The sequence below is a fragment of the Nocardia jinanensis genome, assembly GCF_014645735.1.
Classification (GTDB): domain Bacteria; phylum Actinomycetota; class Actinomycetes; order Mycobacteriales; family Mycobacteriaceae; genus Nocardia; species Nocardia jinanensis.
This window is the reverse complement of the sequence record NZ_BMMH01000040.1, coordinates 23,630-35,740: the sequence shown is the minus strand read 5'-3', so window position 1 is coordinate 35,740 and position 12,111 is coordinate 23,630. Positions and strand designations below refer to the sequence as shown.

Below are 12,111 nucleotides of genomic sequence, written 5' to 3'. Positions count from 1 at the left end.
GTTCGCAGTGAACTCCACAATCCGGCGCCCGGATTACCTATCCAACGTTGCTTGACGAGGCACTAGCGTCGCGGCCATGACGACCGGGACCACAGCGCTCAACGACATCACCGACGCCACCGCGAAGGCGGTACGGCAGGACCCCGCGAATGCCACCGTGGTCTTCCGTGCCGTGGGCACCCCGCAGGGCACGGTGGGCAGCACGATCACGGCGGGAGCACACCACATCCAAGTGGACGAACCACCTGCCCTCGGCGGCGCGGATACCGCCGCAAACCCAGTCGAGGTGTATCTCGGCGCGTTGATCTCCTGCCAGATCGTCACCTACCGGTTCTGGGCGCAGCGCTTGGCAATCGCGGTCGACGAATTGTCCGTCGAAGCCGAGGGCGATCTGGACGTCCGCGGTTTCTTCGGCCTCGACGATCGAGTGCGTGCCGGGTTCCAGGCTGTGCGGGTGCGGGTACGTATCTCCGGACCGGAGACGGCAGAGCGCTACGCCGAACTACAGGCCGCGGTCGACGCCCACTGCCCCGTCCTGGATCTGACCACCGGCACGACACCGGTGCACACCACCCTCGAAACCGTCTGAGCCGCGCCCGGCGGGCGTGATCGTCGCGGTGTCCCGATGCGCCGGCACGCCGGGTGGGTACGGCCGCGCGGGCCGGAGCCGCTCGACTTCCGCGAACGCCCGCCCGGACCGGCAGGAATCGAGAAGCGCCGATCGTGATCCCGAAACTAGCGTGGGCAGTATGACGACGACGACAGCCACAGCCCTCACCGTCCACCTCGAGGTGGACGACCCCGATGCCGCCCGGATCACCTACGCTGCCGCCTTCGGTGTGGGGGCGGAGTTGAGTTTCCGCCCGGCGCAGACGCCCACGAGCGGGTTCCGCGGTTTCATCATCTCCCTGGTTGTGTCCCAGCCGGGCACCGTCGACAGCCTCGTCGGCACCGCGCTCGAGGCCGGGTTCACGACCCTGAAACCAGCGGAAAAGACTTTCTGGGGCTACGGAGCGGTTGTCCGCGCCCCCGACGGGACGATCTGGAAGGTCACCACCTCCAACAAGAAGAACACCGGTCCGGTCACCCGCGATATCGACCAGGTCGTACTGCTGCTCGGCGTGGACAAGGTCCAGGCGAGCAAACAGTTCTATATCGAGCACGGCCTGACCGTGGCGAAGAGCTTCGGCAGCAAGTACGTCGAATTCGCGACCCCGGACTCACCCGTCGGGCTGGCGCTCTACGGACGCCGCGCCGCGGCCGAGGACGTCGGCGTCGCCCCCGAAGGCAGCGGTTCGCACCGCATCGTCATCGGCAGCGACGCCGGCCCGTTCACCGATCCGGACGGGTTCCCCTGGGAGCCCACCTCCGACTGAGAACGTGGGCCCCGCACGGCTCAACTCCCCTCGGTTCTCCTTGTGATCGTTTTCCCCGGTTCGAGCGACTCGTCACAGGGTGAGCCTGAAATGGTTTGATGCGCATATCTCAATATTTAGATTTGATTGTTCGCCGGAGTTTCTCGACCCGGCGGTTCGGGGGCGCCTCGACTGCACGCCCTTCACCAGAAGGGATCGGCCTCACATTTCAGCGGGACGTACCGGCATCGGCGGCTCGACGCGATGGCCGCGCCACTCCCCCGCCCGGCCGTCTTCGTCGGGCCTCCTGCCGCCGACCGCCCGAGGCACGCGCGGCCGTCCCGACCTCAGCGCGCGAAGGTCGCGGTATGCGCGGCGGCGACGAGCCGGGCGAGGTCGGCGCCCGCGGTCTCGCCGAGAGCGGCGAAAGCGGGGGCGATGAGCTCGTCGGTGTTCGATTCCGCACGCTGCCAGGCGTTGCGGATCTCGTCGGTGGTCTCCTCGAACGGTTCGGGCCAGCCGTACCAGCGAGCCTGGCCGGGGCCGTCGTTGAGCGGGGAACCGGAGATCAGGACCGCCTGCAGCGGGGTGATACCCGCGGCACGCACCGCGAGGAGATGCAGCCCGCCGCGAAGTTCGCGCAGGACGTAGGTGAGTTGCATAACGCGCCCGGGTGCGTCACCGGGCAACGGCACGGCGCGCCAGCCCGCGAACAACGGGAGTCCGGCGGGATCCGCCGCGGCGACCACGGTTTCCAGCAGTTCGGCGAGGCGTGCCGCCTCCTCGAATGCCCCCAGTTTCCGCCTGCCGAAGTCCTGACAGGCGAGCGCGTACCGATGGGCGGCCTTTGCGGCGGGCATCGGCACCGATTCCCATGCCGTGCGTATCGAATGCTCCGGGAAGAAACCGAACGCCGCGGTGACCACATCGGCATCCACATCACCCAGCACGCCACCGCGGCCCCGGGTATACGGGCCGAAGAATTCGTCCACGCCCGTTTCGGCCGCGTACTGCCGCGCCTCCCTGGAGAACATGAAACCGCCACCGAGTTCCTGGATATGCGCGTTCACTATGGCGCCGATCGACATCTTCGTTCCTTCCGCTGCCCGATATCCGCCCCACCGTAACTAGTTCTTACGGCGTATGGAACCCGTCGGCGCGCGCTGTCGAAGTACCGCCAGGGTATGGGCGTCGGGCGTGCCGGATCCGCCGGCCCGGCGGCGGCCCGTTTGGGCGCGAAGGAGCGCGTGTGGACAGCGGGGTCCGGGGTATCCACGCGCTGTGAACACAGCAACCGGAGCGGCCGAGTCCTACTGGACGGGCTCCCCTGAGCCGACGTCGTACCCACCGATGACCGCTGATCTCGAGGCGGATGTTGCGGTGATCGGCGCGGGCCCCTGGGCCGCCTCGGAGCTCGCCGCGACCGGACGGTCGGTAGTCGTGCTCGTGGGCGACCGGATATCGCCGTCGTCAGCGCCGGCGATGAAGGCCCGGTCGGCACGCCACTCGAACCCCTCGATCCGGAAGCCCGGCGACCGGCCGGGGAATCGCCCACCGCATGTCGCCGTCCGCGAGCACCCCGCGACGATCCTGCCCGGCGAAAACACGGAAGGAGACGAGCACAGATGGACCTCGCACTATCCGCCACCCTGCACACCGGCTTCGACGACGCCGTAGAACGCACCCGCACCGCACTCTCGGAACAGGGATTCGGCATCCTCACCGAAATCGATATGCGCGCGACCCTGCGCGCCAAACTCGGTGCCGAGATGGAGGACTATCTCATTCTCGGCGCGTGCAACCCACCGCTCGCCCAGCAAGCCGTGGGGGTGGATCGGCAGATCGGACTTCTGCTGCCGTGCAATGTGGTGGTACGCCGTGACCCGGACGACGCGAACACCGTCGTGGTCGACGCGATGAAACCGCAATTGCTGGTCGAGGTGACCGGCGAGCCCGGTCTGCAACCGGTCGCGGCCGAGGCCGCGGCCAAACTGCAGGCAGCCATCGATACGCTGACCGAGCCGGACGCCGGGCCCTGACGCCACCCGCCGGCAGCCTTCCGGCACGGCCGCGACCTCACCGCACGCAGCCCGCGCCGTCGGCACATCGGTGGCCGGTGCACCGACCCCGCGCTGGGGGAATCGTGCCGCCGGCCGCAGGCGGAGGCAAGGGACTGCCCGGCGGCGGGTCGCAGAGTTCTTCTTCGATGAATCCGGTATCGAGGGGCCGTAGCTCGCTCATCGCGCGCACGTCCCTTCGTGGCATCCCCGCGCCGGGTGGGACACAGCCGACGCCGCAAACTTTCAGCGGGCTGCCGACCGCACTTCGTCGGCTACCTCGTCGTCGATACCGATTCGGACCAGCGCCGCCGCGAACTCGGCGGCCCGGTTCCGGGGCGCCAGGCGGGCGAGTTCTTCCCGGTCGGCGGGCAGGCCTGCCTTCTCCGCGCCACGCAGTGCGCGTTCGTCGAAGTAGGGGCGCGCCCAGGTCCACACATCCTGCACCTCGCGCAAGAAGATATCGCCGCCCGTGGGACCGATACCTTTGAACTGCTGGATGAGTTCGGCGGCCCGGCCGACGTCGTGATCGGCTTCATCAGCGAGTTTGCGCAGGTCACCGTCGTACCTGTCGAGTGCGGTGGTGGCGGCGTCCCCCAGCTGGGAGGCGGCGCTCTCGTCGTAGCGGCGGTAGTTCCCGCGACCGAGCGCGTCGACCAGTTCCTGCCGGTCGGCGTCCGCGACATTCCGCGCGGTGCGGTAACCGCTGTCCACCAGTTCCGCCGTCGCGGCGATCGCGATATCGGCGGAGATCCGGGCGCTGAGCAGATCGGTCAACATCAGCAGCTGGAACAGCGGGGCCGGTTTGTCGTCGAGTCGTATCCCGGCTTCGGCGGCGTAGGTGGTACCCGCGCGGTCGAGCAGTGCGTGCACAACGTCTCGATGGCTCATCACTCCTCCTCTCTTCTCTCCTGGGCGCGCGTACCCTCCTCGGCCCAGTTCACACGTCCGCTCCCGGCGCCTACCGTGGGGGAGTCGCCCGCCCGGTCGTCGACCGGACTCGGCGGTGGTCACTGTCGGGGCATCGGCCTGTTCCGGCGCACTTGTCCTCAGCCGCGAATCTCCGCGAGATCGCTGTCGCCCGGGGACGCTGTCACCGCGTCCGCCTCGCTCACCAGCCACTGCCCGCATACGCAGCGCCAGTACCGGACCGCGCCGTGCCGGGAGATCAGGACCGGGTCGGGCCAGGAGCACGCGGAGCAGATGATGGTCATGCCTGGAAGTCTGCTGTAATGGTTCTGTGCATTTCAACCCTTACGGCGGGCTCGCGGCCGAGCTAGCGGCCCGGCTGGTCAACTCATCTCCGGACCAGGACTTGACCGCACTGCTCGATGAGGCCGGATATAGGCCGATCGGCACGATGACCCCCCGGCAGACGACCGAACTGCGCCGCTGGACCGCCCGCCTCGACACGGTGTTCCGGGCGCCAGGGGTAGATCCGATCAATTCACTCCTGGCCGAGACCACGAGCCGCCCCTACATCTCGACCCACGACGGTCGTGCACCGCACCTGCACTATGCCGCCGAGGACGCGCCGATCGACGAACGAGTCAAGGCCTATACGGCCGCCGGACTCGCCGAACTGTACTGCGCCGCGCCCGGCCGAATCGGACAGTGCCGACGGGCGGACTGCCCGCGCGTATTCGTCGACACCTCCCGTAACGGACGGCGCCGGTACTGCTCCGAACGGTGCGCCGGCCGGGTGAACGTGGCCCGGCACCGGGCCAGAGCGGCGCGCCGAGCCGGCTGATCGAATCGCCTCGGCCACCGACGGCGCCGTCGTCACGGCGTCGGCACGGCCTCGAGCACATTCTCCGGCGACATCGTGGGCGTACAGGAGACCAGGGTGAAACCCGAATCGGCGAGCAGGGCACGGTATTCGGATTCGCTACGTTCCCGCCCGCCGGTGTTCACCAGCATCTCGAGGTCGATGAAGTTGCCCGGATGCGGGCGATCGTGCTCCGGGAGAACGAGTTCGACCACCAGGAGCCGGGCTGTCGGCGGCATCGCGGCGCGTACCGTCCGCAGGATCTGTCCGGCCTGTTCGGCGGGCCAGTCGTGCAGGATGTGTTTGAGCAGGTAGGCATCCGCGCCCGCGGGAACGCTCTCGAAGAACGAGCCTCCCACTGCGGTGCACCGGCCGGTCGCCCCCGCCGGCCATCCTGGAGCATCGGCCACCACCTCCGGCAGATCGAACAGGATTCCCGTGCAGTTCGGTACGCGGCGCAGTATCTCGGCCAGCAGCGCACCACGACCACCGCCGATATCGACGATCGACCGGTAGCGGGTGAAGTCGTGGGCCGTGAGCACCGCCTGCTGTCCGAGCCCCTCGATATCGGACATCGCGCGGTGGAACATATCGCCGAGTTCACGATCGGTGCGGACGAGGTCGAAGAACGCCCGTGCCGGAACGGCCGGCGCGCCGGTGCGGACCGCGTCCACCAGGCGCGTCCAGTGGTCGCGGTGGGTCGCGCCCCCGTAGAACAGCACCGCGTCCCGTAACGGGACGGGTGCGTCCGTCCGTAATGCCCGAGCCATCGGGGTGAGCGTGTAGCGCCCGTCGCGGCGGCGGGCGAAGATACCGTGCGCGATCAGCAGGCGCAGCAGCCGCTGCAGTGCGTCGGGGTCCGCCCCGACCGTCCGGGCGAGGTCGGCACCGTCCCGCGGCCCGTCGGCGAGAGCGCCCGCGATATCCAGGGCGGCGGCCGCGTGGATCGCCTGCGACAGCCACCCCGCGGCGACCATCTCGAGCAGGGCGAAATGCCCGGGCACCAGCCGCCGGTGCGCCCCGGCAAGCCCGTCACGGACCCGCTCCACCGCGCGAACGACGGCCCGCGGCGGTGTCTTCCTTCGATCGGAGATCATCGCGACTCCATATCGTGGACCGGTGTTTCCGCTGAGACTACGACCTCTCGCGGACAGGTCCCGACAGCGCCGCGGCCGTGTCGGCCGGGTACGCGTCCGGTTACTCGATGCGGCCGCTCTCCCCGGACCGCGGCAGGTGTACGAGAATCAGCCCCACAGCGGCGATCAGGAAATTCTGGAGCGCGGCCGATGACGCGTTCACGTCGTCGTTGGCCCACATCCGGAACCATTCACCACCGATGGTCAGGAAGCCACCCGCGAACAGCAGTACCGCCATGGTCCAACCCAGGCTGGACAGTTTCGCGGCGGTACCGGCAGCGGCCGACCGGCCGCGCAGCGCGCGCAGCCACGCGATCGCGGCCGCGAGCAGGACGAAGGCGATGAGGAATTCCCAGCCGACGATGAGGATATAGGCGATGAGGGCGACGGTCTCGTTGCCTATCCCCCGCCAATCGGTGGCCGCACTGTGGATGGTCTGCTCCATCGACAGCACCGCGGCGACACCCCGGCGATTGGTCTCGGTATCAGTGCAGTTGGTTATCGCGACGAGCAGATAGTAGAAGCCGGTGATGGTGGCCAGTACGGCGACCGCGAGGTGCCGGCTGCCCACCAGATCGAGAAAACCGTTCCACCGCTGAGCTTTCGGGCTCGCTGACGCGTCCGTTGTGGTTGGCATCCGGGGATCATGTCCCATCCCCGGCGCCGCCACAACGTGACCCGTTCCCCCCGCCGGGGGGCTGCGCGCTCGTCATCGACGCGCAGCCCGGCCCGCTACCCCGTCTCTGGTACGGGGCGCGATTCCCGGACCCGCTCGACGCGCCCGACCAGCATGACGTACGAGGCGATACCCAGAAGCGTCACCACCGTCATATAGACGAAAGCGGGTGCGAAACTCGCGTCGGTGACCAGGAACCCGATCACGATCGGAGTGGCGATCCCGGAGAGGTTGCCGATGAAGTTGAACATTCCACCGGTCATTCCGATGAGCCGTTCCGGGGCCAGCGCTGACACCAGTGACCAGGTGATGGACGCCAATCCGTTTCCGAAGAACGCGACGGACAGGAACACGATCACCAGGGTGGTTGAATCGGTGAAATTCGCACCGATCAAGGTGGTACTCAGCAGTAGACCCGCGACGATCGGCCCCTTCCGGGCGATACCGAGCGAAACACCGCGCCGCAACAGGAAATCGGAGAAGACACCGGAGAAGAGCACCCCGATCACCGCGGCGATGAATGGTAGCGAAGCCAGGAACCCGGACTTGATGTAGTCCATATCCCGGTACTTGACCAGGTAGGTCGGGAACCAGGTGAGGAAGAACCACAGGGTGGAGGTGAGACAGAACTGCCCCAGATACACACCCCACAGTTTCCGTCGTCCCAGCACCGTGGCGATATCGCTCCACGTCACCCTGGTGCGCTCGCGTCGCGATGCGGTCAGATCGACCAGACCGCCACCCTCGCGGATATGCGCGATCTCGGCGGAGTTGGCACGCGAATCACGCGGCTCGCGGTAGACGAAATACCAGACGAAGGCCCACAGCACACCGACCCCACCGGTGAAGATGAACACCCAGTGCCAGCTCAGCACCGACTGCAACCACGACAGCACCGGGGTCAGCAATGCGAGGCCGATGAACTGTCCCGAGGTGTAGAACCCGATGACGGAGGCGCGTTCACGCTCCGGGAACCAGGCGGTGGCCACCCGGTTGTTGATCGGATAGGCGGGAGCCTCGAATACGCCGACCAGCAGTCGCAGTGCGATGAGCGCGACGAAACCGCCGATGATGCCCATGAATACCGTCGCCAGCGACCACAGCAGTAAGCAGGCGGGATAGAGCACCCGGGGCGGGACGCGGTCGACAAACCAGCCGCCGGGGATCTGCAGCGCCGCATAGGTCCAGCCGAACGCCGACAGCAGCAGACCCTGCTGTGCTGAGGACAGATCCATCTCATCGGCGATGGCGGGTACCGCGATGGAGAGATTCGCGCGGTCCATATAGTTGATGACCACGGTCAGGAACAGCATGACCGCGATGAGGAAGCGGGCCTTACTGGCCTTGGCAGCCAGTGCGCCGGGGACGCCGGGCCGTTTGTCGAGCATTGTCTTCATGATCACCACTCCGCGAACGAACCATCACTGTGACGCCAAATCGGGTTGCGCCATCGGTGCCCGACAGCGGCCCGTTCCGCCACATATTCCTCGTTGATCTCGATACCGAGACCGGGTCCGGACGGTATTCGCACCTGCCCCTCGGCGTAGGTGAACACGGCCGGATCCACCAGGTAGTCGAGCAATTCGTTGGTGGTGTTGTAATGGATGCCCAGGCTCTGCTCCTGGATGGTCGCGTTGTAGCAACCCGCGTCGATCTGCAGACACGCGGCCAGCGCGATCGGTCCGAGCGGGCAGTGCAGCGCGAGCGCCACATCGTAGGCCTCGGCCATATGCGCGATCTTGCGGGCCTCGGTGATACCGCCGCAGTGCGACGGATCGGGCTGGATGATATCGACCGCGCCCGACGCGATCACCGATTTGAAGTCCCAGCGGGAGAACAACCGCTCGCCCAGCGCGATCGGAATCGGCGACTGCCGCAACACGTCCACCACACTGTCGATATGTTCGGACAGCACCGGCTCCTCGACGAACATCAACCGGAACGGTTCCAGTTCGCGCAGCAGTACTTTCATCATCGGCTTGTGCACCCGGCCGTGGAAGTCCACCCCGATGCCGATATTCGGCCCGACCGCGTCGCGGACCGCGGCAATATTCGCCACGCAGCGATCGATCTTGTCCCAGGTGTCGAGATATTGCAGTTCCTCGGTGCCGTTCATCTTCACCGCGGTGAAGCCGCGGCCGACTGCGTCCTTTGCGGCTCGCGCTGTCTCATCCGGCCGATCACCGCCGATCCAGGAGTAGACCTTGATGCGATCGCGTACTCGGCCGCCGAGCAGTTCGTGCACGGGAACACCCAGCGCTTTGCCCTTGATATCCCAGAGCGCCTGATCGATACCCGCCAGGGCGCTCATATGGATACCACCCCCGCGATAGAACCCGCCCCGGTAGAGCACCGTCCACAGATCCTCGATCCGGCCCGGATCCTGTCCGATCAGATAGTCCGACAGTTCCTCGACCGTCGCGGCGACCGACGCGGCGCGCCCCTCCAGCACGGGTTCGCCCCAGCCGACGAGGCCGTCATCGGTCTCGATACGCACGAACAGCCAGCGCGGCGGCAGCGTGAACGTCTCGATCGACGCGATCTTCATGAATTTCCTCCTGTGCAGCGGACAGCACTGTCCGGTGACGAGCGGTACTACAGGGTGGACGCCCAGATATCGGACAGGCGCCGGGCTTTGACGCGCACCTCGCCGGCACTGTCGCCCGGCCGGTAGACACTGGTGCCGATACCGGCTCCACCGGCCCCGGCCGCGCGCCATTCCGCGAGGTTGGATTCGTCGACTCCACCGACCGGGATCAGTTCCACGCCAACCGGCAAGACGGCACTCAGGGCCCGCATACCGGAGATGCCCAACGCGGTGGACGGGAAGAGCTTGAGACTGCGGGCCCCGGCACGAATGGCACCGAACGCTTCGGTCGCAGTGGCGACCCCGGGGTACGAGCGCATACCGAGGGCGCGCGTCGCGGCGATCACCTCCGGGTGGGTGTCCGGTGAAACGATGATTTCGGCGCCCGCCGAGCGAGCCCGCTCCACTTCCTCCGGATGCAGGACGGTGCCGGCACCGACCGGGCAGACCCTCCCGAAGTTCGTGGCCAGCAACTCGATGGACCGATAGGGGTCCGGCGAGTTCAACGGCACTTCGATGGCGTGGAAGCCCGCCTCCACCAGCGCCGAGCCCACGGCGACGACTTCATCCGGGGTGATACCGCGCAGAATGGCGATCAGCCCGGACCGGGGTGCCTCCGATACGCCGACCATGAATCTCTCCTCGCTGCTGTTGGTTTCCTGCTGTCCGGTCGTCACGCGTGCCCGCCCACCGCGACCAGGCCGGACGCGACCGCGACAGACCACAGTCCCGCCGCGGCGGCGTCCTCGTCGACGACCTGTGTGCGCACGTCGCGCATCCGTAGCGCGGCGGCGTATCGCCGGCACAGATCATCGTTGCCGCACAAGATGATTCGCTCCGCTCCGCCGTGATGCGGTAGCAGATGGCGCACCTCGTCGGCGATCACGACACCGGACAGGTAATCCGCCAGCGCGGCCGGTTCGAGCAGGCCGTCGAGAACCAGCGCCCGCGCACCGAACATGGCGGCGGCCAGACCGCGTTCCCGTGCCGAGAATCCCGCCGTCAGTCCGCGAGCGAAAGCCGCGTCGTCGCGCCGCGGGGTGGTCCCGGTATGACTCAGCAGTCCGTGCTGGGTGACCAGTGCAAAGAGCTCACCGGTCATGGCCGTGGTGAAGGACAGTACCTTGCGGTCGGCGATCCGGATCCACTTGGTATGGGTGCCCGGCAGCACCAGGAGATGCTCGGCATCGGGTCGTTCGATGGACTGGAGCGCGCCGATGACCTGCGTCTCCTCCCCCCGGAGGACATCCCCGGCGATATCGTGGCGCGGCTCGGAGGGGACGCGCAGCCCGGGGACGAGATGCATCGAGCCGATAGCCAGCGGGACCGGGGTCAGGGCGGGACCGGTGATATCCAGGCGAGCCGGGACATCGAGGTAGCCGGCTTCGCGCCAGCCCTGCGCGCTGCCCACCATGCCGCAGGCCAGGGCCGGGAGCCCCGGGTCGGCCCGCAGCCACGGCCCGCACACATCCAGAAAGGTCTCCTGGTAGGCGCGTGCCCGCGCCGCCGGATCGGCCGTGTCGATCCCGGCGGCCATATCGAGCAGCCCGCCGGCGAGCCGCCGGGAGTCCAGGACCCGGCCGTTGTCACCGAGCAGCCAGCAGCGCATCGACGTGGTACCCCAGTCGAGGCCGATGAGGCGCGGGGTCGAGAGCCCAGGCCGGTCCGGTGTCATGACGGTCACTATGGACATCGAGTCCCGCTATTTCCAACCAAGTCCCTATTTATGGGACTCTTGACAGGTGACCGCTCCTCTCGAAACCATCCCGCCCGGCACTCAGACCCTCGCCCGCGGCCTCGCCGTGATCCGCGCGGTCGGCGACGGCGCGCAGGGTTTGCGCGAAATCGTCGAACACACCGGTCTGGGTCGCAGCAGCACCCACCGTCTCGCGCAACTTCTCGTGGCCCAGGGTTTCCTGCGCCACGACAACCGGGGCTACACCCTGGGGCCGGCACTGATCGAACTCGGCTTCAAGGCGCTGCACGGCAACCCGTTGCCGCTGGTGGCACGCCCCGTACTCGAGGAACTGTCGGCCACTGTGCTCGATACGATCCATCTGGCCGTAGAGGACGGCGGCTCAGTGCTCTACCTGGACAAACTACCCGGGTCTCGGGGCGCGGAGATGCGCTCACGGATCGGGTACCGGATGCCACTGACCCGCGCGGGAGTGGGTAAGGCGTTACTACTCGACGCCGCCGATCGCTGGGCCGGACAGTACGCCGCCGATACGGCCCGGGTTCCGGCCGGAGCCCGGCCCGGCGACCTGGAGGATTTTCTCACCCGCATGCAGACCTACGCCCGGACCGGCGCGGCCATGGATCTGGAGGACAACGAACCCGGTATCCGCTGCGTCGCGGCGCCGATTCGCGACGCCTCCCGGGCCATCGTCGGAGCGATCAGCGTTTCGGCGACCACCCCCTACATGCCACACGAGCGGATGCGCGGCCTGGTCCCGGTGGTACGCCGGGCCGCGGGGCGGATCTCGGCGTCGCTCGGTTTCCAGGCGGCCTGACGCGACCGTGAATCCGACG

14 protein-coding genes are annotated in these 12,111 nt (G+C 67.7%); 5 read left to right on the top strand and 9 right to left on the bottom strand.

The annotated features are described in order from the left end of the window. The first annotated feature begins 76 nt into the window (after positions 1 to 76). On the top strand, positions 77 to 589 hold the full coding sequence (locus IEY68_RS34700; RefSeq protein WP_058853116.1) for an OsmC family protein: 513 nt from the start codon (positions 77 to 79) through the stop codon (positions 587 to 589). Between the two features lie 160 nt (positions 590 to 749). Beyond that, positions 750 to 1,376, top strand: coding sequence for a VOC family protein (locus tag IEY68_RS34695; RefSeq protein WP_058853123.1), 627 nt, complete (start codon positions 750 to 752; stop codon positions 1,374 to 1,376). A gap of 326 nt (positions 1,377 to 1,702) precedes the next feature. Here the strand turns inward: IEY68_RS34695 and IEY68_RS34690 are convergent, their stop codons facing one another. Then, positions 1,703 to 2,443, bottom strand: a complete 741-nt coding sequence (locus IEY68_RS34690; RefSeq protein ID WP_058853115.1) for an SCO6745 family protein — start codon at positions 2,441 to 2,443, stop codon at positions 1,703 to 1,705. A 537-nt stretch (positions 2,444 to 2,980) separates the two neighbouring features. Here IEY68_RS34690 and IEY68_RS34685 point away from each other — a divergent pair. Further along, positions 2,981 to 3,394 (top strand): DUF302 domain-containing protein, encoded by a 414-nt coding sequence (locus IEY68_RS34685; protein ID WP_058853113.1) that lies wholly within the window; start codon positions 2,981 to 2,983, stop codon positions 3,392 to 3,394. 264 nt (positions 3,395 to 3,658) lie between these two features. Here IEY68_RS34685 and IEY68_RS34680 read toward each other — a convergent pair whose 3' ends face one another. Together IEY68_RS34680 and IEY68_RS34675 are read right to left on the bottom strand one after the other, a co-directional pair. Beyond that, positions 3,659 to 4,303 carry an HhH-GDP family DNA glycosylase gene (locus tag IEY68_RS34680; RefSeq protein WP_058853112.1) on the bottom strand — a complete coding sequence of 215 codons (645 nt, stop codon included), beginning with the start codon at positions 4,301 to 4,303 and terminating at the stop codon, positions 3,659 to 3,661. A 158-nt stretch (positions 4,304 to 4,461) separates the two neighbouring features. Continuing rightward, positions 4,462 to 4,626 carry a hypothetical protein gene (locus tag IEY68_RS34675; protein ID WP_189094687.1) on the bottom strand — a complete coding sequence of 55 codons (165 nt, stop codon included), beginning with the start codon at positions 4,624 to 4,626 and terminating at the stop codon, positions 4,462 to 4,464. Positions 4,627 to 4,652: 26 nt separating this feature from the next. On the opposite strand from IEY68_RS34675, the gene IEY68_RS34670 reads away from it, so the two are divergent. Further along, the gene (locus IEY68_RS34670; RefSeq protein ID WP_058853111.1) at positions 4,653 to 5,162 is read left to right on the top strand and encodes a CGNR zinc finger domain-containing protein; all 510 of its coding nucleotides are present in this window, start codon (positions 4,653 to 4,655) and stop codon (positions 5,160 to 5,162) included. Between the two features lie 32 nt (positions 5,163 to 5,194). Here the strand turns inward: IEY68_RS34670 and IEY68_RS34665 are convergent, their stop codons facing one another. From IEY68_RS34665 to IEY68_RS34640, 6 genes are all read right to left on the bottom strand, one after another. After that, a complete protein-coding gene (locus IEY68_RS34665) occupies positions 5,195 to 6,277 on the bottom strand; it encodes a methyltransferase (protein ID WP_058853110.1) in 1,083 nt (360 codons plus the stop codon). 100 nt (positions 6,278 to 6,377) lie between these two features. Then, on the bottom strand, positions 6,378 to 6,953 hold the full coding sequence (locus IEY68_RS34660; protein WP_082681100.1) for a DUF2165 domain-containing protein: 576 nt from the start codon (positions 6,951 to 6,953) through the stop codon (positions 6,378 to 6,380). A 95-nt stretch (positions 6,954 to 7,048) separates the two neighbouring features. After that, positions 7,049 to 8,389 (bottom strand): MFS transporter, encoded by a 1,341-nt coding sequence (locus IEY68_RS34655; RefSeq protein WP_229719217.1) that lies wholly within the window; start codon positions 8,387 to 8,389, stop codon positions 7,049 to 7,051. Positions 8,390 to 8,391: 2 nt separating this feature from the next. Next, positions 8,392 to 9,540 carry a galactonate dehydratase gene (gene dgoD / locus IEY68_RS34650; protein WP_058853109.1) on the bottom strand — a complete coding sequence of 383 codons (1,149 nt, stop codon included), beginning with the start codon at positions 9,538 to 9,540 and terminating at the stop codon, positions 8,392 to 8,394. 47 nt (positions 9,541 to 9,587) lie between these two features. After that, on the bottom strand, positions 9,588 to 10,211 hold the full coding sequence (locus IEY68_RS34645) for a 2-dehydro-3-deoxy-6-phosphogalactonate aldolase (RefSeq protein WP_058853120.1): 624 nt from the start codon (positions 10,209 to 10,211) through the stop codon (positions 9,588 to 9,590). A 41-nt stretch (positions 10,212 to 10,252) separates the two neighbouring features. Continuing rightward, the gene (locus IEY68_RS34640) at positions 10,253 to 11,254 is read right to left on the bottom strand and encodes a 2-dehydro-3-deoxygalactonokinase (protein WP_058853108.1); all 1,002 of its coding nucleotides are present in this window, start codon (positions 11,252 to 11,254) and stop codon (positions 10,253 to 10,255) included. 67 nt (positions 11,255 to 11,321) lie between these two features. On the opposite strand from IEY68_RS34640, the gene IEY68_RS34635 reads away from it, so the two are divergent. Then, positions 11,322 to 12,092: an IclR family transcriptional regulator gene (locus IEY68_RS34635; protein ID WP_058853107.1), complete on the top strand. Its 771-nt coding sequence runs from the start codon at positions 11,322 to 11,324 to the stop codon at positions 12,090 to 12,092. Positions 12,093 to 12,111 lie beyond the last annotated feature (19 nt).

What these genes read in the sequence shown, in the direction of transcription:
- IEY68_RS34700 (WP_058853116.1), top strand. Translation starts at nt 77, where the DNA reads ATGACGACCGGGACCACAGCGCTCAACGACATCACCGACGCCACCGCG.
- IEY68_RS34680 (WP_058853112.1), bottom strand. Translation starts at nt 4,303, where the DNA reads ATGAGCCATCGAGACGTTGTGCACGCACTGCTCGACCGCGCGGGTACC.
- IEY68_RS34655 (WP_229719217.1), bottom strand. Translation starts at nt 8,389, where the DNA reads ATGAAGACAATGCTCGACAAACGGCCCGGCGTCCCCGGCGCACTGGCT.
- IEY68_RS34660 (WP_082681100.1), bottom strand. Translation starts at nt 6,953, where the DNA reads ATGCCAACCACAACGGACGCGTCAGCGAGCCCGAAAGCTCAGCGGTGG.
- IEY68_RS34645 (WP_058853120.1), bottom strand. Translation starts at nt 10,211, where the DNA reads ATGGTCGGCGTATCGGAGGCACCCCGGTCCGGGCTGATCGCCATTCTG.
- dgoD (WP_058853109.1), bottom strand. Translation starts at nt 9,540, where the DNA reads ATGAAGATCGCGTCGATCGAGACGTTCACGCTGCCGCCGCGCTGGCTG.
- IEY68_RS34690 (WP_058853115.1), bottom strand. Translation starts at nt 2,443, where the DNA reads ATGTCGATCGGCGCCATAGTGAACGCGCATATCCAGGAACTCGGTGGC.
- IEY68_RS34665 (WP_058853110.1), bottom strand. Translation starts at nt 6,277, where the DNA reads ATGATCTCCGATCGAAGGAAGACACCGCCGCGGGCCGTCGTTCGCGCG.
- IEY68_RS34695 (WP_058853123.1), top strand. Translation starts at nt 750, where the DNA reads ATGACGACGACGACAGCCACAGCCCTCACCGTCCACCTCGAGGTGGAC.
- IEY68_RS34675 (WP_189094687.1), bottom strand. Translation starts at nt 4,626, where the DNA reads ATGACCATCATCTGCTCCGCGTGCTCCTGGCCCGACCCGGTCCTGATC.
- IEY68_RS34640 (WP_058853108.1), bottom strand. Translation starts at nt 11,254, where the DNA reads ATGACACCGGACCGGCCTGGGCTCTCGACCCCGCGCCTCATCGGCCTC.
- IEY68_RS34685 (WP_058853113.1), top strand. Translation starts at nt 2,981, where the DNA reads ATGGACCTCGCACTATCCGCCACCCTGCACACCGGCTTCGACGACGCC.